Below are 21,374 nucleotides of genomic sequence, written 5' to 3'. Positions count from 1 at the left end.
GCCGCGTGCCGCACTATGAGCGGGTGGAAAAAGTACGACTCCTCGTGGTGGACGACGACCCGCCGATCGCCGACCTGGTCGCCACGGTCGCCCGCTACGAGGGCTGGGAGGCGGTCACCGCGAACTCCGGCGAGGAGGCGCTGCGGCTGGCCGGCGAGTTCGACCCGGACATCGTGGTGCTGGACCTGATGCTCCCGGACATCGACGGCTTCGGCGTGCTCGACCGGCTGCGGCGCTCCGGAACCATGGTGCCCGTGGTCTTCCTCACCGCGCGCGACGGGGTCGCCGATCGGGTGGCGGGACTGACCCGGGGCGGTGACGACTACCTGGTCAAGCCCTTCGCGGTGGAGGAGCTCATGGCCCGGCTGCGCACGGTGCTGCGGCGCAGCGCCGGCCCCGGCTTCCAGCGGTCGGTGCTGCGGGTGGCGGACCTGACGATGGACGAGGACACGCGTGAGGTGCGGCGCGGCGAGCGGCTGCTGAACCTCACCCCGACCGAGTACGAGGTGCTGCGCTACCTGATGCGCAAGTCGCCGACCGTGCTCACCAAGGCGCAGATCCTGGACCACGTGTGGGAGTACGGCTTCGGCGGCCGCTCCAACGTCGTCGAGCTGGTCGTCAGCCGGCTGCGCCGCAAGCTCGACGAGCCCGAGCTGATCCAGACCGTGCGCGGCTTCGGGTATGTGATCCGGCAGGCGGCTCAGTGATCGGCCGGCTCAGGCGGAGCTACCGCGGCATGCGCCTGGGCACCCGGCTGGCACTGGGCCTGGGCGCCCTCGCGCTGGTCGTGTTCGCCGTCGTCGGCACGGCCCTGACGACGTACATGCGGGACTACCTGTCGGCCCAGCTCGACACGCAGCTGGCCCAGGCCCAGATCGCACAGTCCAAGAGCATCGCGGACTACGGCACGCTCTCCGGGAAGAAGTACTACAGCTGGTTCTACGCCGTGTACGACGTCTCGGACGGCACGCCCCGGCTGCGCAGACCCGAGGACCCCGCCGACCTGCCGAAGGACGTCGACGACTTCACCGCCCTGGCCCGGGCGCAGACCGCCGCGCACTCGGAGCTGCTGCGCACCGAGCACCTCAGGGGCGCGGGCCTGTACAGGCTGCGGGCCTGCGAGGTCGAGCCCGGGGTGGTCCTGGTGAGCGCCGCCCCCATGGAGGACATCGGGGACACCGTCAGCCAGCTGATCACGATCCAGGTCGTGACCTTCGTCCTCGCGCTGCTGGCCCTGGTGATCTTCGGCCGCAGGATGCTGCAGCGCGGACTGAAACCGCTGAACGACATGGCGCACACCGCGCACGGCATCGCCTCGCACGACCTGACCGAGTCGGAGGCGCGGCTGCCGCTGCGGGCCGACGGCCGGGACGGCGGCCCGGAGGTGGAGGAACTCCGCACGGCGTTCAACAGGATGCTGGAGCACATCGACGACTCGCTCGCGGTGCGCGCGGAGGCCGAGCAGCGGCTCCGCAGGTTCGTCGCGGACGCCTCCCATGAACTGCGCACCCCGCTGATGTCGGTGCGGGGCTACGCCGACCTGTTCCAGTACGCGGCCGCCAACGCCCCCGAGGAACGGGACAGGCACCTGGCGCGGCTGCGTGCCGAGGCCGCCCGGATGGGGGCCCTCCTGGACGACCTGCTGCTGCTCGCCCGCCTCGACGCCGCCGAGGTGGAGGCACCGCTGCGCCCGGAGGACGCGGACCTGGTGGGCCTCGTGCAGCAGGCCGCCGACGCCTTCCGGGCCGCCCGCCCGGACCACCCGCTGACGGTGACGGCCGGTCCCGAGGCCGTGAAGCTGCGCCTGGACCCGCAACGCATCCGGCAGGTGCTGGACAACCTCCTGACCAACGCGGCCGTGCACACCCCGCCCGGCACCCACGTCGCGATGACGGTCCATGTCACGTCCGGCACGGCCCAGGTCCGGGTCGCCGACGCGGGCCCCGGTGTCCCGCCCGCCGACCGGGAGCGGGTCTTCGACCGCTTCTACCGCGTCGACAAGGCCCGCAGCCGCGACCGCGGCGGCAGCGGGCTCGGCCTGTCGGTGGCGAACGACCTCGTGCGCGCGCACGGCGGCCGGATCGACCTGGCCAGCGAGCCGGGGGCGACGGTCTTCACGGTGACGCTGCCCCTCGGGGGGCGGGAGAGCTGACCGGCCCCTGCGGGGCGCACGCGCAGCCGCCGGTCAATGCGTCCGTCGCCGCGTGACAGTCGACGGGCCGGCTGAGGACGTCGGTGTTGTCCGCCCACTGGTCCACGCCTCCCACCAGCGGCAGCCGGCGCAGTTCCGGTTCCACGACGGTCCGGGCCAGCGCGTGGGCGAAGCGCTCGGCGCGCAGGACCAGGAAGGGGCGTGAGTGGTAGGGCCGGCGCTTCGGGTCCACCGGGTCGATGAGCCCCGAGGCGTTCTGCAGCCGGGCGACGGCCTCGTAGGCGTCGCCGAGATGCCGTTCCCGGGCCGCGTGGTCCGTCGCGGCCAGGGCCCCGCGCAGCGAAGGAGCGAGCGCCCCGGCCGCCGGCAGCCGGGCGAAGGCACTGCCGAGCCACTTGCTGTACGGGGCGTACCGGCGCTCCAGCAGCAGGCACAGCCGCATCAGGTCCCGCACCAGACGGGCGGCCACCACCGCCGAGCCGATGTCGTCACCGACTTCCGCGCACCGGCCGACGAACGCCTCCTCCTGCGAGATCCGCTGCCACTGGCAGGCCAGCAGATACCGCCACACCTGCTCCGGATACCACTCCAGCCCGCGCCGCACCTCGGTCAGCGTGCCGAGCCCGTCGTGGAAGACGGCACCACCCGTGGTCTCGGCGAGCCGTTGCTGCGGCATGGCCAGCCACTCCCGCACCGTGGGCCGGGCGGTGGCCGCACGCAGGCCCAGCTGCCGGTGCAGCCATCCGGCCGGCTCCAGCACGTCGACGCGGTGGTCGACCGGGCCGTCCGTCCGCTCCATCACACCGGACGCGTCCAGCGGATCGTCGCTCTCCCGGAAGTGGGTGGGCCAGCCACGGACCTGCTTCGGCAGCCGCTGCGCCAGGCTCCGGCGGATGTCCTCGCCGTGCCGGGCATGGTCATCGGGCGTGAGGAAGAGCTGCAGCCTCGGCCCCCACTCGTGATCGGCGGACCGTGCCGTGTCGAAGCCGAGCACCTCGGAGCCGCTTCCCACCCGGGCGGCCGTGTACCGCAACCCCGCGAAGTGCTCACGAAGGATCGGCCGGACCGCCTCCTCGTACAGGACCCTGGACAACTCGATACCGGGCAGGAACCCGTCGCCGGAGACGCTCATACCGCCACTGTGGCCGACCGTGCCGATCCGGGGCCAAGCGTTTTTCGCACCAGGCCGTCAGAAGAACAGGCTCACCACCTGGCCGACGGTCATGACCAGCCCGAGCAGCAGGATCGGCACCCCGAAGACGACGATGCCGGCCGTCCTCCAGACCAGCGTCCGCGCCGCCAGTGTGCAGACGGCCTGGTCCGGGTCTTCCGGGTCGTAGACGACCTCGATGCGCTGTGGGTCACCGCCGATCCCCGGCGCCGCGTAGTCGGCCAGGATCTTGTGCGTGCCGCCCTCCAGGTCGGAGTACTGGAAGTACTTCTTCTGACCACCGCCGTGGGCGAACCGTGCCACGACCGCGATCCCCCGCTTCCTCAGCACCCACCGCCGGCGAGCCGCCACAGCCCCCATACCGACCAGAAGCAGGCCGAGGGCGAGCGGCCCCACCCCGGCCGCCCACATGATCGCCCGGCCCATATGACCTGTCAGGGCCAGCCCGGCCATACCCGCGACGTAGACCGCCAGCACGCCGAGAACCTCGATGCGTGTGCGCCGCTTCCTGCGCCGGCCGGCCTCCGAGCCGCCCGTCGGCAGCACGTCGACCAGGGGCGCGCCGCCCTGCGGTGGTCCCGTCTCCGGTCGTGCCCGGTTGATCACCTCGACGAGCCGGGACGCCGCTGCGGCATCCCGGCCCTCCACCACGAACACCGGACCCGGCACACCGTCAGCTCCCCACAGCGCCACCTCGACCGATCGGCCGCCGCGACCCGCCACCCGGGCCTCTTCGACGGCCGCGATCGCTATCCGCCGACGCACTCCCCGCCGGTGCAGCCATACGGCCCCGGCGTCGAGCCACAGGCTCTCGCCCCGCCCGCGGAGCGTGAGCGACGGCATCAAAGGCGGCGGCGACGGCTCGGAGCGACGGGCCATGACGACCTCTTTCCTGCAGATTCCTGCAAAGATTCCTGCAGATTCCTGCAGACGGGTGAGCGGTGGGGCGCCGTCATTCTCTCCGCCGCCCTGGGCTTCTGATCCGGTGAACGAGCCCTTCGGCCGTCAAAATCCCCGCAACACAAGAGGTCTAGACTCTCCCCGCAACGGCCCGCGCGGCCCTGGCCGAAAGCTTCCGCCAACCCGAAGGGTGTTCGGCGTCTTGATACGGATCGAATCAGTCACCAAGCGGTACCCGGACGGCACGGTCGCCGTCGACCGGCTCTCGCTGGAGATACCCGACCGCTCGATCACCGTCCTCGTCGGGCCGTCGGGCTGCGGAAAGACGACGACCCTGCGCATGATCAACAGGATGGTCGAGCCGAGCGAGGGCACCATCCTCCTCGACGGCGAGGACATACAGCGCCGACCGGTCCACACGCTGCGCCGGTCCATGGGGTACGTCATCCAGAACGCCGGCCTCTTCCAGCACCGCACGATCGTCGACAACATCGCCACCGTGCCCCGCATGCTCGGCTGGGGCAAGCAGCGGGCCCGGGACCGGGCGGCGGAGCTCATGGAGCGGGTGGGGCTCGACGCCTCGCTCGCCAAGCGCTACCCCTACCAGCTGTCCGGTGGCCAGCAGCAGCGCGTCGGCGTGGCGCGGGCGCTCGCCGCGGATCCGCCGGTGCTGCTCATGGACGAGCCCTTCTCCGCCGTCGACCCCGTGGTGCGCAAGGGCCTGCAGGACGAACTCCTCCGCATCCAGGACGAGTTGGGCAAGACCATCGTGTTCGTCACGCACGACATCGACGAGGCCATCAAGCTCGGCACGATGGTCGCCGTGATGCGCACCGGCGGTCGGCTCGCCCAGTTCGCGCCGCCCGCCGAGCTGCTGTCCGACCCGGCGGACGCCTTCGTCGAGGACTTCCTCGGCGCCGACCGCGGCATCCGGCGGCTGTCCTTCTTCCCCTCCGCCGGCCTGGACCTGACGACGGATCCGGTCGTCACCGTCGACGCCACCGCCGAGCAACTCGCCGTGCCCGACGTCCCCTACCTCCTGGTCACCGACGCGGACGGCAGACCCCTCGGCTGGAGCGAACCGCGGGACCTGACCGCCGGAGACATCAGGACCGAGCGACTGCTCTCCTACGGGCGCCCGTTCGTGCCCGGCACCGACTCGCTGCGGGCCGCACTCGACGGCGCCGTGCTGTCTCCCACCGGCTGGGCCGTCGCCGTGGACACCGACGGCCGGGTGACCGGTGTCGTCTCGCAGCAGGTCATCGGCGAGGCGATCCGCAGCGCCCACGCCGCGGGACGCACGGAGGCCGAGGTCGCCGGATGAACGGTTTCTTCCACGACTTCTTCGACATCCCGAGCGACCTCCAGCACAGCTACACCGGCCTGATCGGGCTGCATCTGCGCGAGGCCCTGCTGCCGGTCCTGGCCGGCCTGCTGCTCGCGCTGCCGCTCGCCCAGCTGTGCGTGCGCTTCCGCTGGCTGTACCCGCCCGTGCTCGGTGCGACGACCGTGCTGTACGCCATCCCGTCGCTGGCCTTCTTCGTCGTCCTCATCGACTACACCGGCCAGACCGAGCTCACCGTTATGATCCCCCTGGCCGTGTACAGCCTGGTGGTGCTGGTTCCGGCGATCGTCGACGGCGTCCGCTCGGTGCCGCAGGAGACGCTGGCCGCGGCCCAGGCCATGGGCTTCGGGCCGGTACGGCGGTACGCGCAGGTGCAGTTGCCGATCGCCGTGCCCGCGATCGTCGCCGGGCTCCGGGTGGCCACCGCGTCGAGCATCTCACTGGTCAGCGTCGGCGCCCTCATCGGCAACCAGGGCGCCCTCGGCAACCTGCTGGCGGCCGCCCAGAAGTACGACCGGCCCGAGCTGGCCGTCAACTCCGTGATCACGACGGCCGTCCTGGCCATCCTGTGCGACGCCGCACTGGTCCTGGTCCGCGTCCTGCTGACGCCGTGGATGCCACGCGGTACGCGCACCCGCCCGAAGCCCGCCGCGCGGCAGGACATGCCCGAACCGGAGGAGGTGATCGGGTGAACGTACTGAACTTCGTGAACGCCTTCTTCAGCGACGGCGCCCACTGGCACGGCTACGACGGCATCCCCCAGCGCCTGCTGGAACACGTCCAGTACTCAACTCTGGCGCTGGCCCTCGCCGCCGCGATCGGCCTGCCCGTCGGCCTGATCACCGGGCACACCGGGCGGGGCGGCAACGCGCTCGCCTTCATCGCCACCGCGGCCCGCGCACTGCCCAGCTTCGGTCTGCTGGTGCTGATCGTGATCCTGATGGGCTTCACCCTGCTGCCGGTGATGATCCCGCTGGTCGTCCTCGCCGTCCCGCCGATCCTGGTGACCACCTATGAGGCGGTGCGCTCCGTCGACCCCTCCCCGGTGGACGCCGCCCGGGGCATGGGCATGCGCGAGACGCGGATCCTGTTCCAGGTCGAACTGCCGGTCGCCCTGCCGCTGATCCTCAGCGGTCTGCGCTCGGCGGCCATCCAGATCGTCTCGACGGCCACCATCGCGGCGTACGTCAGCCTCGGCGGCCTCGGCCGGTACATCGTGGACGGGCTCTACCAGCGTGACTACGAGAAGGTGGTCGGCGGCGCCACCCTGGTGGCCGTGCTGGCGCTGGTCACGCTCGCGGTGTTCTGGGCCGCGGGACGGCTGGCGGTGTCCCCCGGGGTGCGCAGGCGCTGACGACCACGCGCACTCCTGCAAGAAACCGTAACCAGGCCGTGGTTGACGGACCGAGAAGCGGCTGGATTGGATCGGTGGATGACTTCTACCGCGAAGAGCAGCTGGTCCAGGACGAGGCACACCGGCGCGGCGGCTGTCGCGCTCACCGCCGCGGCGGCCCTGCTCGCGGGCTGCTCCTCCTCCGACGACACCTCCGACAACCCGCTGGCCGGAGAGAAGGCGAAGGCCGGCACCGTGGTCGTCGGCTCCAACAACTTCGCCGAGAGCACCCTGCTGGCCGACATCTACGGCGAGGCGCTCAGAGCCAAGGGCGTCAAGGTCACCTACAAGCACAACATCGGCAGCCGGGAGACGACCTACGGCCTGATGAAGAACGGCACCGTCACCGTGCTGCCGGAGTACAACGGGGCGCTGCTGGCCTACCTCGACGCCAAGGCCACGCCGAAGACGGTCGAGGAGACCACGTCCGCCCTCAAGGGCAAGCTGGACCCGAAGCTGACGCTGCTTCAGCCGTCGTCCGCGGAGGACAAGGACTCGGTCACCGTCAACGCGGCCACCGCGAAGAAGTACAAGCTCACCTCCGAGTCGAGCATCGGCGACCTCAAGGACATCGCCAAGGACCTGGTCATCGGCGGCGGGCCGGAGTTCCAGACCCGGCACCAGGGTCTGGTGGGTCTGAAGTCGGTGTACGGCGTGGAGTTCAAGTCCTTCAAGGCGCTGGACGCGGGCGGACCGCTCACCCAGGAGGCGCTGAAGAAGAACACCGTGCAGGCCGCGGACATCTTCACCACCGACCCGACCATCACCAAGGAGAAGTTCGTCGTCCTCAAGGACCCGAAGAACCTCTTCGGCTTCCAGAACGTGCAGCCCCTGGTCTACAAGAGCGGCCTGGACCAGAAGGGCGTCGACGCCCTGAACGCCGTCTCCGCCAAGCTCGACACGGCCACGCTGCTGGACCTGGACGCCCAGGTGCAGCTGGAGAAGAAGGACCCGCTGGACGTCGCGAAGGCCTGGCTGAAGTCGGCCGGCCTGGACTGAGACCGCGACCGGCCGCGGCACCTCGTGGCCGCCGGACGTACCGGCCCGTCCCCCGTGCGGGCCCGTACATCCGGCGCGACCCGGACGGCACAGTGAAAGGACCCCTTACCGTGGTGTCGGGCCCGCAGCAGCATGACGACGCATGGGGAACATGGGGGAGCTGTCGCCGTACGACGCCACAGACGCTGCCGGGTTCGTCGCGTCGATGCGGCAGCTGAAGGAGCGGGCGCGGCTGACCTATCGCGAACTGGAGGAGCGGGCCGCCGCCAACGGTGACGTGCTGGCGCGCAGCACCCTGGCCGACATCCTGCGGCGGACGAACCTGCCGCGGCCCGAGGTGCTGGCCGCGTTCGTCCGCGCCTGTGGGGACGGGCAGCGGCTCGGCGCCTGGCTGGACGCCAGGGACCGGATCGCCGCGGGGGCCGCCGCCGTGCCCGGCCTGGTGCTCGGCCCCGACCCCGAGATCGGCTCACCGGCCGGCGAACCCGCGGACGCGCGGCCCCGCCGGACCAGGGGCCGCGCGTACGCGATGGGCGCAGCCGTCACGGTCCCGCTGCTCGCCCTGACCGCCTGGGTACTCCTCCCCGGCGGTCCCGGCGCACCGCCCGCCGCCTCTCCCGCCGACGGCTGGGTCACCATCCGCCCGGCCCGCACCCCGGAGCTCTGCCTGACCGACGGACGCGACCGCGACGGCGCCTACGGCAGTGCCGTGGCCGTGCAGCTGAGCTGCGCCCGGGCCACCGTGCCGCGCACCTATCTCGAACCGGCCGGCGAGGGCCTGTACCGCATCCAGTGGCACCACCCCGAGGAGGGCAAGGGGTGCCTGACGGTCATGACCGGCGGCCCGGTCAAGGGCATGCTCGAGGAACGCTGCACCGGAGCCGCCGACCAGCGGTTCCTCGTCCGGGCGGGCTGACCGGGCGTCAGTAACCGACGTGGAAGGTCGCGTCCTGGCGGTCGGTGGCCGTGGAGACGGGGTCGATGCGCAGGGCGAAGTCGAAGTGGCGTATGTAGCGGGTCGGGTTGTTGTACGAGCGGAACGACGACCAGGAGGAGTCGGCGAGCCCCGCGGTCCGGTAGAAGGTCGCGTCCGCGGCGAACGTCGACGTGCCGTCGTTGACGTCCAGCCGCAGCGCGTAGTTGTAGTGCCGCAGGTACCGGGTCGGGAAGTTGACCGACTGGAAGGAGACGCCGGAGGAGTCCGCGAGCCCCGGCACCAGCTTCCACTGGGAGTCGGTGTACGGGTCGAAGGGGTACGCGTCGATCCGGCCGGCGTAGTTGCTGTGCCGGACGTAACGGGCCGGATGGTTGTAGGACTTGAGCCGGTTCCAGGCGGGGGCACCCCACTTGGCGACGAGGTTGTCGTACTGGGCGGCGGTGATCGGCTGGATGCCGCAGTGCTTGGAGTTGAGCGGCTGGGTGTAGCGGCGCTGGTCGAGCGCCGTCCAGGTGCCGGACGACAGGTCGGTGCTCTGCCAGGCGTAGAAGACGCCGTTGGGGGTGTAGGTGTCGCCCCACAGGTACCAGGTGCCGGACGTCAGGGACTTCACCACGGTCGGGGCCTCCGTGCCGCCGTGCGCGGCAGGCTGGCTGAAGGGTGTGAAGCTGCCGGGGTTCAGGGAGGTGGATCTGGCGCCGACCAGGGTCTGGTCCTTCTTGAAGTAGAGGTAGTTGACGCCGTTCACCCCGACGGTGAGGTTGCCGTCGATGACGTCGTAGCCGGGGTCGAAGAACACCTGGGGGCTCTCGGTCGTCCGGAAGTCGGTGGTGTAGCTCACCATGATCACGTTGTGGCCGCTGCTGTTGACCGACGAGTAGAGGATGCCGTACTTGCCGCGCCCGGCGTCCCAGAAGGCCTCCGGCGCCCAGCTGTGGGTGCCGATCATGTCGTGCAGCTTCAGCAGCCGGTAGCCGGTGAAGGAACGCAGGTCGGCCGAGTCCCAGACGTGGATGTAGACGCTGTTCCGGGTCCAGTCGGTGCCCTTCAGATCCGTCGCCAGCACGACGAAGCTGCCGTCCTGCTTGCGCAGGACGAACGGGTCGCGCAGCCCCCCGGCGCCCCCGGTCGGGGTGACCACCGGGTTGTTCTGGTTCAGGGGCATCCACTCCAGGCCGTCGGTGCTGACCGCGAGATGCAGGCCGTAGTCGGTGCCCAGCCCGTTCGGCGACTCGGTGAAGTAGCACATGACGTACGCCGAGTCGGCGGCGTGGGCGGATCCGGCGCCGAGGGCCAGAGCGCCGGTCGCGGCCAGCGGAACGGTCGCGGCCATGCCGAGGAAGAGACGGCGGGAGGGGAGGGGACTGGCGTTCATATGCTCTCCAGTGGGTGGGCGTTTGCGGGATGCCCTGCGATCGACATTTCGAACATGGTCCGGTAAGTCGATCAGAAGGTAGGGATGTGACGCATGCGCGTCAATCACACGGTCGGGCTTGGCTGAATCGTGACCATCCGGGCTCCGCGGCGGAGGTGACGGTCAGCCCCGGATCGCGGAGGCGATCAACTGGTCGATCAGGGCGATGAGTACGTCCCGGGACGACTTCCGCTCCCGCGCGTCACACAGCAGCACCTGCACGTCCTCCGGAAGCGCCAGCGCCTCCCGGATGTCCTCCGGTGGGTACGGATGCTCCCCGAAGAAGCCGTTGACGCCGACGACGAACGGAATACCGCGCCGCTCGAAGAAGTCGATGGCGGCGAAGCTCGACTCAGGTCTGCGGACGTCCACGAGGACCACCGCGCCCAGGGCGCCGACGGCCAGGTCGTTCCACATGAACCAGAACCGCTGCTGCCCGGGCGTCCCGAACAAATACAGCACCAGGCTCCGGCTGATGGTGATCCGGCCGAAGTCCAGGGCCACGGTCGTGGCCCGCTTCTCCTCGATGCCGGCCAGGTCGTCGACGTCCAGGCCCGCCGCGGTCAGCGGTTCCTCGGTGCGCAGCGGGACGATCTCGCTGACCGACCCGACCATGGTCGTCTTGCCCACGCCGAAGCCTCCGGCGATCAGGATCTTGACCGTGTCGGGTGCCGTCGGCGCCTGGGGCGTGGGGTCAGAGCCGGCCAAGGCCGTCCCTCACTTTCTGCAGCAGGTCCAGGTCCGGGGTGGTGCGGGTGACGGGACGCGGCGGATGCGCGGTGATCCGGCCCGCCTCCAGCAGATCGCAGAGCATGATCACGACCACGCTGACCGGAAGGTCGAGCCGGGCGGCCACCTCCGCCACGGCGACCGGCTCGGCGCACAACCGCAGGATCCGCAGATGCTCCGGCTGCGGCCGCGCCGCCCGTTCCGGCGGCGGATCCACCGCGGTCACCGTCGTGATGAGGGTGAAGCAGGCGCGGCTGGGCCGGGTGCGTCCGCCGATCAGGGTGAACGGCCGCACGAGCCGGCCCCCCGCGTCGCCTCCGCTCACTTCAGTCGCCGGGGCCGAGCGTGGGACCGACCGTCCCCCGCGGTGCCGCGCTGAGGTGCTCGCCGATCTTCTTCACCAGCATGTTCATCTGGTACGCCACCACACCGACGTCCGCGTTCGGGCCGGTGAGCACGACGAGGTGCGCGCCGGGGCCCGCGGAGGTCAGGATCAGGTAGCTGTTGGCCATCTCGATCAGCGCCTGGCGCACCGGGCCGCCGCGGAAGTCCATGCTGACGCCCTTGCTGAGGCTCATCAGACCGGACGCGGTCGCCGCCAGCCGCTCGGCGTCGTCGCGCAGGAAGCCCGTGGACTTGCTGACGACCAGTCCGTCCTCGGAGAGCACGACGGCCTGGTTGACGTCGGCGACCCGGTCCACGAGTCCGGTGAGCAGCTGGTCCAGCTGGGTGTGCGTGGCGGGGATGGGGCGTGTCATGGGTGTGTCCTTCGTCAGCGGTCGGCGTGGGGAGCGGAGGAGAGGGGGGTGTCTGCCGCGGGAACCTCCTCCGGTGCGGCCGGGTCCTCGGGGTCGGTGTCGCGCGCCCGGAGCGTGCCGCGCTGGAAGCCGGCGAGGGAGGAGGCGGCGCGTTCCGCGGTGAACTCCTCGTGGGAGCCGTCCTCCTCGGCGGACGGGGACTCCTCGCGCAGCTCGGCGGCCAGGCTGGTCTGCGGCACCCGGCGCGGCAGCGGGGCGAGCCCGTCCCGCCGGGCCTCCAGCGCGGGGGCGGGCGTACTGCGCGCCGCGACGAGGGCGGGCCGAGCCTCGCGGACGGCGGCCTCGGTACCCTCGACGGCCGTCTCCTCGGGCGTGGCGGCGTCCGGGATCTCCCGCACCACGACGTCGTGCGGGATCAGCACGATCGCCGTCGTCCCGCCGTACGGCGAGGCGCGCAGCGTCACGGTGATGCCGTGCCGGTGGGCCAGCTGGGCGATCACGAACATGCCGAGCCGGAGGTCGTCGGCCAGCGCCACCACGTCGAACTTCGGGGGCACCGCCAACTGCGCGTTGAACGAGGCGTAATCCTCCTCCGACATGCCGAGACCGCGGTCCTCGACCTCGATGGCCAGCCCCTTGGCGACCATCGTGGCCCGCACGTCGACCGGGCTCGGGGCGGGGGAGTACGCGGTGGCGTTGTCGATGAGCTCGGCCAGCAGGTGGATCACGTCCGCCACCGCGGGCGGCGCCAGGTACACCTCCTCGTCGGTGTGCACCTCCACCCGCTGGTACTCGGCGACCTCGCCGACGGCGCTGCGCAGGATGTCGATCAGCGCGACCGGCTCCCGCCAGCTGCGCCGGGGCTGCTCCCCGCTGATGATGACGAGGTTCTCCTCGTACCGGCGCAACTGACTTGCGGTGGAGTCCAGTTCGTACAGGCCCTTGAGGACGTCGGGGTCGCTGTGCTCGCGTTCCAGTGCGTCGAGCCTGGTCAGCTGCATGTTGACAAGGTTCTGGCTCTGCCGGGCGATGCCCAGGATCACCTTCTGGAAGCCGCGCCGGGTGTCGGCGAGCTCCACCGCGGTGTGCACGGCGGTGCGCTGGGCCGTGTTGAACGCCCGGGCGACCTGACCGAGTTCGTCCCGGCCGTAGTCCAGCGGCGGGGTCGCGGACTCCACGTCCACCGTCTCGCCCCGCTCCAGCTTGGCGACCACGTCGGGCAGCCGCTCCTGCGCCAGGCTGAGGGTGGCCATCCTCAGGCCGCGCAGCCGCCGGGACAGCGAGCGGGTGATCCGCCAGGACATCCCGACGCACACCAGCAGGGCGATCAGGCCGCCGGCGCTCAGGGAGGCGGCCGTGACCAGCAGCCGGTGGGCCTTGTCGGCGCTGCGGGTGAGCAGTTCCGTCGTCTGCTGCCGGATCAGGCCCTGATACTGCCGGGAGAGCGTGTCGATGGCCGCGGTCCACCGCTTCTGCGCGTCGGGCAGGGACACCTTCCCGTCGCCCGCCTTCAGCCGGGCCGAGAGCACCTGGTCCTCGATGGACTGGAGGGTCTGCCACTCGGGGCTCTGCAGGATCCGCTCCGTCTGCGTCTTCGCGTTGCCGGTCAGCTGGGGGACGATCTGGTCCTCGACCAGCCAGCGGCGCGAGTCGACCAGCTGCGCGAACCGGACCCAGGTTTTGTCGTCCAGGTGCCCGGACGGCCAGGCCAGGGTGAGCTGCGCGTCCTCCTGGGAGACCAGCTCCGCCGCGTGCTCCAGCGCGACCAGCGGACCGGCCTGCGAGGTGAGGTCACCGTCGTCGACCTGCGAGAGCTCCTGGAAGGCGTGGATCTGGTCGTCGATGATCGACGTGTACTGGTCCAGGGCCTGCTCGGGAGTGATGTCCGTGGGGTTGTCCACCTGGTCCCGGTAGTACTCCAGGCTGCCCAGCGACCCGAGGACCGAGTACAGCCGGTCGGAGATACGGTCGGGCGCCTTCTGGATCGCCTCGGACTGGCCGACCAGTTTGGCGACCGCCACATCCGTTTTCTTCCGCTGCGCGTCCAGCGCGGCCCGGGAGCCGCGCGGCGAGGCCAGCCACGCGGCCGACAGGCTGCGCTCGGCCTGCAGGGCGAGCGTCGCGTCCGTGCCCATCGCGCCGGTCGACCTGCTCAGCTCCGTCTGCGCGCGCAGCCGCAGGCCCTCCGAGAACATCTGGATCGTCGTCACACCCCACATGGCGGTGAGGGTGACGCTGGGGACCAGCGCCAGGAGGATCAGCGAGAGACGTATGGAGCCGAGACGGCGGCGCCGGGCACCTGTCCGAGGAGACATCGTGGTCCTAGGCGATCAACGGGGCGGCGGGGGAGCGGGAAACGGGAGCGGTGAGCGGGGGACGGGCGCGGCGGGGGTGGGAGCCTGTCCGGTACGGCACAAGGGGTGAGCAGGATGTTATCCGTACAAGTGGCTGCACGCGCCACCGGTGGCCCCATCCTTGGCGACTCCCTCACACGAAGTTTCCGGTCAGCGCGTTCCGTTGGCGGCGAGCGCCGCGACCTTGTCGACGTTCGTCCTGGTGACGAAGGCGGGGCCGGTGAGCACCGGAGCCACGCCACCACCGCTGATGTTGCCGTTGGTCCGGTACAGCCAGAGCGCGTCGACCGCGAGATAGCCCTGCAGGTACGGCTGCTGGTCCACCGCGAACTGCACGTTGCCGCTCTTGACGGCGGCGGCCACGTCCTTGTTGAGGTCGAAGGTGGCGACGTGTGCCTTGCTGCCCGCCTCCTTCACCGCCTTGACCGCGCTGAGCGAGAACTGCGCGCCCAGGGTGACGACTTCGTCGATGGTCGGGTCCTGCCGCAGTTCCGTGACGATCGAGGCGTTCACCTTGTCCAGGTCGGTGCCCTCCACATAGAGGTTCTCGGTGTCGCCGCCGAAGGTCTTCTTCACCCCGGCGCAGCGCGCCTCCAGGGCGACGTTGCCGCGCTCGTGGATCACGCACAGGGCGTGCTTGGCCTTGAGGCCGTTCAGCTTCTCGCCGACGGCCCGGCCCGCGACGCTCTCGTCCTGCCCGAAGTACTCCAGGAGCCCCGTCGACCGCCAGGCGCCGATACCGGAGTTGAGACCGACCACGGGAATGCCCGCCGCTCTGGCCTCGGCGACCGGACCCCTCATCGCCTGCGGCTTGGCCAGGGTCACCGCGATGCCGTCGACCTTCTCACGGACGGCGTCCCGCACCAGCTCGGCCTGCCCCGCCGGGTCGGAGTCGTTCGCGTAGGACAGGTCGATGCCGTCCTTGGCGGCCGCCGCCTCGGCGCCCTTCCTCACCAGGTCCCAGAAGGCGTCGCCCTTGCCGCCGTGGGTGACCAGAGCGACCGTCGTCCGGCCGTCGCCTGCCTTGCCCGCCGCGGACGCGTCGTCGCCGGAGCCGGAGCAGCCGGCCGCGAGCAGGCAGACGGCGGCCGTCAGGGCCGCGACGCGGGCGAATCCGGGGGAACGGAGAGGCGGGGGAGGAGTCTTCATCGCGGTGCGGCACCTCGCTGTGCGGCCGAGCAAGCGGAACGGGGCGAGGCAGGCCGGAGCCGCGGAAGCAGGTGCTCCGACCGGGTAACTCTCGCTGGCCCGGAGCAAACCCTGTGTGACCGCCGGTAGTCAAGTGAACAACCACCTTGCGTGAGTTGTTGCTGCCACATCGTGATCCTCTTGGGCCCGAGGCGCCGCCTAGACTGGTCGGACCGTACGACAGGGCCCTGACCAGGACCGGGAGGACGACGACGGTGACGGCAGCCGGCAGGGGCATCGAGGACCCGTCCGCCGACGTGCTCGGCCAGGCGGCCGCTGCCTTCGGCCTGCTGGGCTCCCCCGCCAGGCTGCACATCATGTGGGCGCTGGCCCAGGGCGAGAGCGACGTGACCGGACTCGCCCAGCGGGTCGGTGGCGCGCTGCCCGCGGTCAGTCAGCACCTGACCAAGCTGAAGCTCGCCGGGCTGGTCCGCGCCCGCCGTGAGGGCCGCCGCCAGGTGTACTTCGTCGACGACCCGGACATCGTGGACGTGGTACGGCTGATGATGGGCCGGCTCACCGAACGCGCCGGACCGGCCCGCCGCCTCCACGGCCTCTGACGCCACCGACGGCACGGCACCGCGGGCGCCGCACCGGCTGGAGGCCAGCCTGCGCGGCCTCCTCGGTCCCTCACCGCCGTGCTGCCCTGCCTCGGCTCCGGGCCCGCGGCAGGCACGGGAGATCCCTGTCGCCGAACTGGTGCCCGGGGGCGTGGTCCGGCTCCGGCCCGGTGACATGACATCGCCGCACGCCGCGTACGACGTCCTGCCGGCCGTCGTCCTCAGCCTGTACGTGCTCGTCCTGGTGGCCATCGGGGTTCCGTCAGCCGTACGTCAGGTTCGAGCAGGGGTTCTCGTCGGCGGAGCGGGCGCCGTTCGCGATCTCGCTGGGCACGGCGGTGGGCGTCGGTGACGCAGCGGCCGCGGGCGTGTTCGCGTACGCCTGCCCCAGCACGACGTTGACGGCGGTCCCCGTCACCCGCTCCAGCCGGGCGCCGGGGAAGACCTCCGCGACGGTCCTGGCCTGCGTCTCCAGGCCGGGGCCGTACTCGACGAGGGTGGTGGTGTGGTCCTGCGCGGCTGCCGTCGCCGTGCCGGTGACCGTGAAGCCGTCCGAGGTGAGCGTGGCGGCGGCGCGGGCGGCCAGGCCGGTGACGGTGGTGCCGTTGTAGACGGTCACGTCGATGCCCGCGCCGGAGACGTGTGTGGGGGAGGCGCCGGCCGTAGGCCCCTTCTTCTTGCCGCCGGCGTTCTTGCCGTCGATCGTGCGGTCGGCCCTGAGCGCGGCCCACAGGGCGTCGGCGTCCGGCTGCACGATCGCGACGCGCGATCCCTCGTACCGCCAGGGGAGCGTGACGAACTTCGTGTCGTGCAGGTCGATGTCCTTCAGCGACATCGCGAAGGAGATGAGCTTGCCGGCGGAGCCGAGCCCGGGGTCGACGGTCATCGACTTCGTGGCGGCCTCGGCGAGCGGCAGCAGCCTGGCCGGGGTCAGACCGTTGCTCTTGACCTTCTTCAACAGGTCGGCCACGAAGGCCTGCTGGCGCTTGATGCGGCCGATGTCGGAGCCGTCGCCGATGCCGTGCCGGATGCGCACGTAGTCCAGCGCCCGCTGCCCGGAGACGGTCTGCACACCCTTCCTGAACAGCAGCTTGCCGGGGGTGGTGAGGTGCGGGTTCAGATCGTTCTCGTACACGTCCTGCGGCAGGCACACCTTGACCCCGCCGACCACCTCGGTGAGGCGGGCGAAGCCCTTGAAGTCGACGACCACGGTGTGGTCGACGCGCAGCCCGGTGAGCTTCTCGACCGTGTTCTGGGTGCAGGCGGGGTTGCCCTTGGCGGTCTGGCCCACGGAGTAGGCCGCGTTGAACATCGTGTCGGTCTGCGTCTTCGTCCAGCTGCCGTCGGGGAGCCTGCAGGGCGGGATGGTGACCAGGGTGTCGCGGGGGATGGAGACCGCGAGGGCATGTCTGTGGTCGGCGTATATGTGCAGCAGGAACGTGGTGTCGGAGCGGCCTATGTCGTCCTTGTCGCCGCCGCCGAGGGCAGCGTTGCCGCCGGTGCGGGCGTCGGAGCCGATGACCAGGACGTTCTCGCCCTGGGAGACGCCGGCCGCCGGGCGGTCGCCGGATATGCCGCCCGAGTCGAACGTGTTGATGTTGCCGTTCAGCTTCAGGTAGATCCAGCCGGCTCCGGCGGCCGCCGTCACCAGCAGCGTCAGGCAGACCACGAGCGTGACGCGCAGACCGCGACGGCGGCGGCGCCTGCGGTCCCGGCCGGCGGTCCGGTGACCGCGGTGTCCACCGCCGCCGCGATGGCTCCGGTGTCTCGGGGGAGCTGCGCTCCGGCTGCTGGTGACGGTCATCGGCGCCTTCTTGTGTCTTCCCCAGGGTTGTACAGTTGCGCAAGCTGGCAACTGTCGTGTTGCGGACGAGTGACGGCAGTGTCCTCGGCCTACGTAAGAGAGACGCAAGGAAAGAGAGGGTGCGGCCATGCTGCGCAACGGACTGGAGCCCTAGGCCGTGTCCGCAAAGTCCCGCCTGCCCCGCGACGCCTGGCACGCCCTCTCGCCGCACCGGGCGAAGTCCCAAGTACGTCCAGTACGAGGGCCTCCGCCCGGCACGCCGAGAGCACGCACCAGACGCCGCGGGGCCCGCCCTCCGGGCGGACGACGGGACTTTGCGGACACGACCTAGCACCTGCTGATCGTGGCGCTCGTCGTCATCGTGCTCTTCGGCTCGAAGAAGCTCCCCGACACCGCGCGGGCGCTCGGCAGGTCGATGCGCATCCTCAAGAGCGAGGCGCGGGCGATGAAGACCGAGAACGAGGGTCAGCCGCCTGCGGCGTGAGCCGGGACCGACCGCATCGGACACCGAGTTCGGCAGCGAGCCCAGCGCCGGCGGTGAGCCGCCGGCCGGCCCGCTCGGTGAGGCGCGCCCCCGTCGCCGAGGAGGGCCCCGCCCGTGGCGTCAGCCGACCCGCTGGGCCAGCACCTGTCCCGGCCAGGAACCGGACAGGAAGCGGTGGGTCGGTGTAAAACCGTTGCGCTCGTAGTACGCGACCAGGGCACCTCCGCCGCCCGCCCAGCAGTCGACCCGCAGGAGTTCCACGCCGGCCCGCCGGGTCTCCTCGGCGGCATGGGCCAGCAGCGCCGCGCCGATGCCCAGACCGGCGTACCGTCGGTCGGAGACCAGCAGCCGCACATACCGCTCGGGTTCCCCGGCCGGCGCGATCGGCAGCTGCGGGCTGGGCCCGGAGTCCAGCACCAGGGCCCCGACCGGCATCCCGTCCGACTCCGCGATGTACGGGGCGTTCTCGGTCGTGTACCGCTCGACCCGCTCCACCCCGCCCGGCCTCTGCGAATACGGTGTCGTGCCCCACTGCTCGGTGTTGCCGCGCTCGTTCATCCAGGCCACCGCGGAGTCGAGCATCTCCAGGATGACCGGCGCGTCGGCCGGGCTGCCCGGTCTGATCCGTATGTCCGGCGCGGTGTCGTTCACGGCGGAAGCCTAGTGCCGTTTCCCTGCGGCCCCCACCCGAAAGAAGCGGCTCGTCAGCAGATCTGACGAGCCGTCATGGTGCAGTGCCGCTCTTTTCAGGCGGTTCCGCCGAGCTGGTGCCCCACGGGCCCTTTGGCGGCCTCCGCGTCCCGGGCCTCCTTCCTGCGCTGCCGGCGGCTGCGGCGGGGCTCCTGGTCCGGCAGCCAGCCGAAGGCGAGGCAGCTGCCGATGGCCCCGAGGAGGAGGCCTACGAGGAAGCCGCCGAGGTTGGAGGTGAGCCAGGTGCCCAGGGAGAGGAGGATGCCGAGGATGGAGTAGAAGAGGCGCTGGGCGGGGTTGAACAGGATCAGCAGGCCGCAGATCAGCATCAGGGTGGGCAGGAGGTAGCCCGCCAGACCCTGCATGCCGATGTGCAGGATGACCGGAAGCGGCGCCTTCATGGTCAGCAGGATCTCCGCGCCGCCCAGGAAGAGCAGCACCCCGCCCGCGAAGGGCCGCCGTCCCCTCCACTCCCGGAACCCGCTCACTGCGGGCAGCCCTTGTCCCCGAACCTCATGTGCAGGTCGGGAAGCTTGAAGATGGCAGCGGTGGCGGCGTAGTTGTGCTGGTACAGGTCGGTGATGACGACCCTGTCCGCCTGCTGGCCGTAGACGCCCTTGGGACCCTTCTGCTCGACCTTGTCGAAGGTGCTGGAGTCGCGGCCGATCTCGATGTTGTTGAACGTGGCGTTGCCGCCCTTGATCTCGTCGGAGTCGATGGCCAGGTTCTTCACGGTCACCGGCGTGTCCCCGCCGCCGGCGGTGAGGACGAGCTGGATGCCGCCGAGGTCGACGCTCTGGCAGAGGTTGGTCAGCTTTCCGTTCTTCACGACCGAGGTGACGACGAGGACCTGGCCGCCGGTGTCGCCCTGGTTGGGGCTGTCCGGGATCATCTCGTCCAGCGAGCCGTACTGCGCGAAGCCCTTCCCGTCGAGCTTGTCGGCGGTGACCACGAACGGCATGCCGGAGATCGCGAACTGCACGCCCAGCGCCCCCTGCGCGGTGAGGATCGCGAGGGCGGCGGTGACCGCGGCGGCCGGCACCGCCATCACCGCGGCCCGGCGGGCCCGTACCCGCCCGCGTCTTGCGGGACCCTCGGAGGTTTCGGGTACGGAGGCGCTCTCCGGGCTGTCAGGGGTGTTGCCGGAGGACGGAGTGACGTCCGAGGACGAGGCCATGTCTGCTCCCAGGGCATAGTCAATGCAAGTCGGGCTTCAACGGCGCGTTGTCCTGGCGCGGACAGCGGCTGGTGCGCACCGCTCCTCGCAACTCCCGGCGATTGCAAGGGCTTTCTCGTTACGCACCAGTAGCCGTTCCAGGAAGTTACCGTGGGTTACACTCGGCGGTCAAGCAAGTTGTGCGTAAAGAGTGCCGATTATGTGTCCGCTGTGAGTACTGGCGGCCCGGAACGGTCGGCGAAGGTGCAGCCGACGCACAACTTTCCGGCAACAGCCCTGCGACTCCTTGACGTTGACGGATCCTCAGGTCTACAACTCTCCCAGTTTCAATCACCCGGATCCGTGGCGCCGGATCCGTTTCCGCGGCACTGCCCGCGTTCCCGGACCGCCCGTCCCGTATGGGCATGTCACCGCCCGTCCCCGTACGGGCGCATCATCACCCGAGTCCGACCTTCACAGCACCGGCACGGTCACTTCCCGCTCGGCCGGTGCCGCGCCACCCCCACCCGGTTCGGCCGGAGATCCCGCACGGGACCTTCGGCCGGTCACCGGCCTGCCGCTGCCGGCCCGTCACGTACGGAGAAGGCGTCACGGGCCGGCAACGGCGGACGCCGACTCGCGTCCCCCACCCTCACCCCTTCGAAAGAGGTACCCCCCATGCGTACTCGCACCCTCGTCACCCTCGCCGCCGCCGTCGCCGGGCTGTCGCTCCCGGCCGCCGTCCCCGCCTCCGCGGCCGACACCCCCGTCCTCACCACCGGGTCCGCCGGTGGCACGCCCGTCGCGGCCGGCGACACCCTCACCGCCTCGCTGGCCGCCGGCACCACCGCCACCCTCTACTCCAGCGCCACCGGCACCAGCGGCGTCTCCTGCGCGGCCTCTCAGTTCACCGCCGGCGTCACCGCCAACCCCACCGCGCCCGGCACGGCCACCGAGTCGCTCACCGCCCACTCCTTCGGCAGCTGTTCCGCGAACGTCGTCGGCGTGCTCGGCGTCACCGGCATCACGGTCAACAACCTGCCGTACACCACGACCGTGACCTCCGAAGGCACCGTCACGGTGACCCCGGCGAGCGGCGCGCCCATCCAGACGACGGTCGTCCTGCGCACCCTGCTGGGCAGCATCACCTGCGTCTACCAGGCACCCGGCCTGACCGGTAAGGCGAGCAACGACGACAACAGCATCACCTTCACCAACCAGGAGTTCTCGAAGGTCTCCGGCTCGTCCCTCTGCTTCGCCAAGGGCTACTTCACCGCCAAGTACGCCCCGGTGACCGACGGGACCGCTCCGGTCTTCGTCAACTGAGCCGCTCAGGCATC

The 21,374-nt window shown here is 71.0% G+C and carries 22 protein-coding genes; 10 read left to right on the top strand and 12 right to left on the bottom strand.

Annotated features, from left to right (window positions below; all coding sequences use genetic code 11):
- The first annotated feature begins 23 nt into the window (after positions 1-23).
- Together NW895_RS20130 and NW895_RS20125 are read left to right on the top strand one after the other, a co-directional pair.
- Positions 24-707 carry a response regulator transcription factor gene (locus tag NW895_RS20130; protein ID WP_289937128.1) on the top strand — a complete coding sequence of 228 codons (684 nt, stop codon included), beginning with the start codon at positions 24-26 and terminating at the stop codon, positions 705-707.
- Positions 704-2,152: a HAMP domain-containing sensor histidine kinase gene (locus tag NW895_RS20125; RefSeq protein WP_289937127.1), complete on the top strand. Its 1,449-nt coding sequence runs from the start codon at positions 704-706 to the stop codon at positions 2,150-2,152. Before NW895_RS20130 ends, NW895_RS20125 begins: the two co-directional genes overlap by 4 nt.
- Here the strand turns inward: NW895_RS20125 and NW895_RS20120 are convergent.
- Both NW895_RS20120 and NW895_RS20115 read right to left on the bottom strand, forming a co-directional pair.
- Complete coding sequence (locus tag NW895_RS20120) at positions 2,115-3,284, bottom strand: DUF4037 domain-containing protein (protein WP_289937126.1); 1,170 nt, start codon at positions 3,282-3,284, stop codon at positions 2,115-2,117. The two genes, NW895_RS20125 and NW895_RS20120, sit on opposite strands and share 38 nt — an antisense overlap.
- A 57-nt stretch (positions 3,285-3,341) precedes the next feature.
- Positions 3,342-4,202, bottom strand: a complete 861-nt coding sequence (locus tag NW895_RS20115) for a hypothetical protein (protein ID WP_289937125.1) — start codon at positions 4,200-4,202, stop codon at positions 3,342-3,344.
- Positions 4,203-4,425: 223 nt separating this feature from the next.
- Between NW895_RS20115 and NW895_RS20110 the strand changes: the two genes are divergently transcribed.
- The 5 genes from NW895_RS20110 (at position 4,426) to NW895_RS20090 (ending at position 8,876) form a co-directional block, all read left to right on the top strand.
- Positions 4,426-5,547: an ABC transporter ATP-binding protein gene (locus NW895_RS20110; RefSeq protein WP_289937124.1), complete on the top strand. Its 1,122-nt coding sequence runs from the start codon at positions 4,426-4,428 to the stop codon at positions 5,545-5,547.
- Positions 5,544-6,260 carry an ABC transporter permease subunit gene (locus tag NW895_RS20105; protein ID WP_289937123.1) on the top strand — a complete coding sequence of 239 codons (717 nt, stop codon included), beginning with the start codon at positions 5,544-5,546 and terminating at the stop codon, positions 6,258-6,260. The genes NW895_RS20110 and NW895_RS20105 overlap by 4 nt, the downstream gene beginning before the upstream one ends.
- On the top strand, positions 6,257-6,922 hold the full coding sequence (locus tag NW895_RS20100) for an ABC transporter permease (protein WP_289937122.1): 666 nt from the start codon (positions 6,257-6,259) through the stop codon (positions 6,920-6,922). The genes NW895_RS20105 and NW895_RS20100 overlap by 4 nt, the downstream gene beginning before the upstream one ends.
- A 78-nt stretch (positions 6,923-7,000) precedes the next feature.
- Positions 7,001-7,960, top strand: a complete 960-nt coding sequence (locus NW895_RS20095; RefSeq protein WP_289937121.1) for an ABC transporter substrate-binding protein — start codon at positions 7,001-7,003, stop codon at positions 7,958-7,960.
- A 142-nt stretch (positions 7,961-8,102) separates the two neighbouring features.
- Complete coding sequence (locus NW895_RS20090; RefSeq protein WP_289937120.1) at positions 8,103-8,876, top strand: helix-turn-helix domain-containing protein; 774 nt, start codon at positions 8,103-8,105, stop codon at positions 8,874-8,876.
- Positions 8,877-8,883: 7 nt separating this feature from the next.
- Here NW895_RS20090 and NW895_RS20085 read toward each other — a convergent pair whose 3' ends face one another.
- The 6 genes from NW895_RS20085 to NW895_RS20060 all read right to left on the bottom strand — a co-directional run bounded on the left by NW895_RS20085 (position 8,884) and on the right by NW895_RS20060 (position 15,301).
- A complete protein-coding gene (locus tag NW895_RS20085) occupies positions 8,884-10,272 on the bottom strand; it encodes a glycoside hydrolase family 43 protein (protein ID WP_289937119.1) in 1,389 nt (462 codons plus the stop codon).
- Between the two features lie 162 nt (positions 10,273-10,434).
- A complete protein-coding gene (locus NW895_RS20080; RefSeq protein ID WP_289937118.1) occupies positions 10,435-11,019 on the bottom strand; it encodes an ATP/GTP-binding protein in 585 nt (194 codons plus the stop codon).
- A complete protein-coding gene (locus NW895_RS20075) occupies positions 11,006-11,365 on the bottom strand; it encodes a DUF742 domain-containing protein (RefSeq protein WP_289937117.1) in 360 nt (119 codons plus the stop codon). The genes NW895_RS20080 and NW895_RS20075 overlap by 14 nt, the downstream gene beginning before the upstream one ends.
- 1 nt (position 11,366) lies before the next feature.
- Positions 11,367-11,798 carry a roadblock/LC7 domain-containing protein gene (locus NW895_RS20070; RefSeq protein ID WP_289937116.1) on the bottom strand — a complete coding sequence of 144 codons (432 nt, stop codon included), beginning with the start codon at positions 11,796-11,798 and terminating at the stop codon, positions 11,367-11,369.
- A gap of 14 nt (positions 11,799-11,812) precedes the next feature.
- Entirely contained in the window at positions 11,813-14,113 is a 2,301-nt protein-coding gene (locus NW895_RS20065; RefSeq protein WP_289937115.1) for a nitrate- and nitrite sensing domain-containing protein, read from the bottom strand.
- Positions 14,114-14,302: 189 nt separating this feature from the next.
- Positions 14,303-15,301 (bottom strand): substrate-binding domain-containing protein, encoded by a 999-nt coding sequence (locus tag NW895_RS20060; RefSeq protein WP_289937114.1) that lies wholly within the window; start codon positions 15,299-15,301, stop codon positions 14,303-14,305.
- Between the two features lie 254 nt (positions 15,302-15,555).
- Here NW895_RS20060 and NW895_RS20055 point away from each other — a divergent pair, with 254 nt between their 5' ends.
- Positions 15,556-15,900: a metalloregulator ArsR/SmtB family transcription factor gene (locus tag NW895_RS20055; protein ID WP_289937113.1), complete on the top strand. Its 345-nt coding sequence runs from the start codon at positions 15,556-15,558 to the stop codon at positions 15,898-15,900.
- A gap of 262 nt (positions 15,901-16,162) precedes the next feature.
- Here the strand turns inward: NW895_RS20055 and NW895_RS20050 are convergent, their stop codons facing one another.
- The gene (locus NW895_RS20050) at positions 16,163-17,704 is read right to left on the bottom strand and encodes an LCP family protein (protein ID WP_289937112.1); all 1,542 of its coding nucleotides are present in this window, start codon (positions 17,702-17,704) and stop codon (positions 16,163-16,165) included.
- A 343-nt stretch (positions 17,705-18,047) separates the two neighbouring features.
- Here NW895_RS20050 and tatA point away from each other — a divergent pair, with 343 nt between their 5' ends.
- Positions 18,048-18,188: a Sec-independent protein translocase subunit TatA gene (gene tatA, locus NW895_RS20045; RefSeq protein WP_289937111.1), complete on the top strand. Its 141-nt coding sequence runs from the start codon at positions 18,048-18,050 to the stop codon at positions 18,186-18,188.
- A 120-nt stretch (positions 18,189-18,308) separates the two neighbouring features.
- Here the strand turns inward: tatA and NW895_RS20040 are convergent, their stop codons facing one another.
- The 3 genes from NW895_RS20040 to NW895_RS20030 form a co-directional block, all read right to left on the bottom strand.
- Positions 18,309-18,839, bottom strand: a complete 531-nt coding sequence (locus tag NW895_RS20040; RefSeq protein ID WP_289937110.1) for a GNAT family N-acetyltransferase — start codon at positions 18,837-18,839, stop codon at positions 18,309-18,311.
- Between the two features lie 95 nt (positions 18,840-18,934).
- Positions 18,935-19,366 (bottom strand): DUF6114 domain-containing protein, encoded by a 432-nt coding sequence (locus tag NW895_RS20035; RefSeq protein ID WP_289937109.1) that lies wholly within the window; start codon positions 19,364-19,366, stop codon positions 18,935-18,937.
- A complete protein-coding gene (locus NW895_RS20030; protein WP_289937108.1) occupies positions 19,363-20,055 on the bottom strand; it encodes a DUF6230 family protein in 693 nt (230 codons plus the stop codon). Before NW895_RS20030 ends, NW895_RS20035 begins: the two co-directional genes overlap by 4 nt.
- Before the next feature lie 657 nt (positions 20,056-20,712).
- Here NW895_RS20030 and NW895_RS20025 point away from each other — a divergent pair.
- Positions 20,713-21,360, top strand: a complete 648-nt coding sequence (locus NW895_RS20025; protein ID WP_289937107.1) for a Tat pathway signal sequence domain protein — start codon at positions 20,713-20,715, stop codon at positions 21,358-21,360.
- The last annotated feature ends 14 nt before the right edge of the window (positions 21,361-21,374 follow it).

Source organism: Streptomyces sp. S.PNR 29, from assembly GCF_030386795.1.
Taxonomy (GTDB): domain Bacteria; phylum Actinomycetota; class Actinomycetes; order Streptomycetales; family Streptomycetaceae; genus Streptomyces.
This window is presented reverse-complemented; position numbering and strand designations above follow the sequence as displayed.

Bases quoted from the DNA above. Each gene is read 5' to 3' on its own strand.
- NW895_RS20120 (WP_289937126.1), bottom strand. From the start codon at position 3,284: ATGAGCGTCTCCGGCGACGGGTTCCTGCCCGGTATCGAGTTGTCCAGG.
- NW895_RS20115 (WP_289937125.1), bottom strand. From the start codon at position 4,202: ATGGCCCGTCGCTCCGAGCCGTCGCCGCCGCCTTTGATGCCGTCGCTC.
- NW895_RS20105 (WP_289937123.1), top strand. From the start codon at position 5,544: ATGAACGGTTTCTTCCACGACTTCTTCGACATCCCGAGCGACCTCCAG.
- NW895_RS20095 (WP_289937121.1), top strand. From the start codon at position 7,001: ATGACTTCTACCGCGAAGAGCAGCTGGTCCAGGACGAGGCACACCGGC.
- NW895_RS20090 (WP_289937120.1), top strand. From the start codon at position 8,103: ATGGGGAACATGGGGGAGCTGTCGCCGTACGACGCCACAGACGCTGCC.
- NW895_RS20085 (WP_289937119.1), bottom strand. From the start codon at position 10,272: ATGAACGCCAGTCCCCTCCCCTCCCGCCGTCTCTTCCTCGGCATGGCC.
- NW895_RS20070 (WP_289937116.1), bottom strand. From the start codon at position 11,798: ATGACACGCCCCATCCCCGCCACGCACACCCAGCTGGACCAGCTGCTC.
- NW895_RS20065 (WP_289937115.1), bottom strand. From the start codon at position 14,113: ATGTCTCCTCGGACAGGTGCCCGGCGCCGCCGTCTCGGCTCCATACGT.
- NW895_RS20060 (WP_289937114.1), bottom strand. From the start codon at position 15,301: ATGAAGACTCCTCCCCCGCCTCTCCGTTCCCCCGGATTCGCCCGCGTC.
- NW895_RS20050 (WP_289937112.1), bottom strand. From the start codon at position 17,704: ATGACCGTCACCAGCAGCCGGAGCGCAGCTCCCCCGAGACACCGGAGC.
- NW895_RS20030 (WP_289937108.1), bottom strand. From the start codon at position 20,055: ATGGCCTCGTCCTCGGACGTCACTCCGTCCTCCGGCAACACCCCTGAC.
- NW895_RS20025 (WP_289937107.1), top strand. From the start codon at position 20,713: ATGCGTACTCGCACCCTCGTCACCCTCGCCGCCGCCGTCGCCGGGCTG.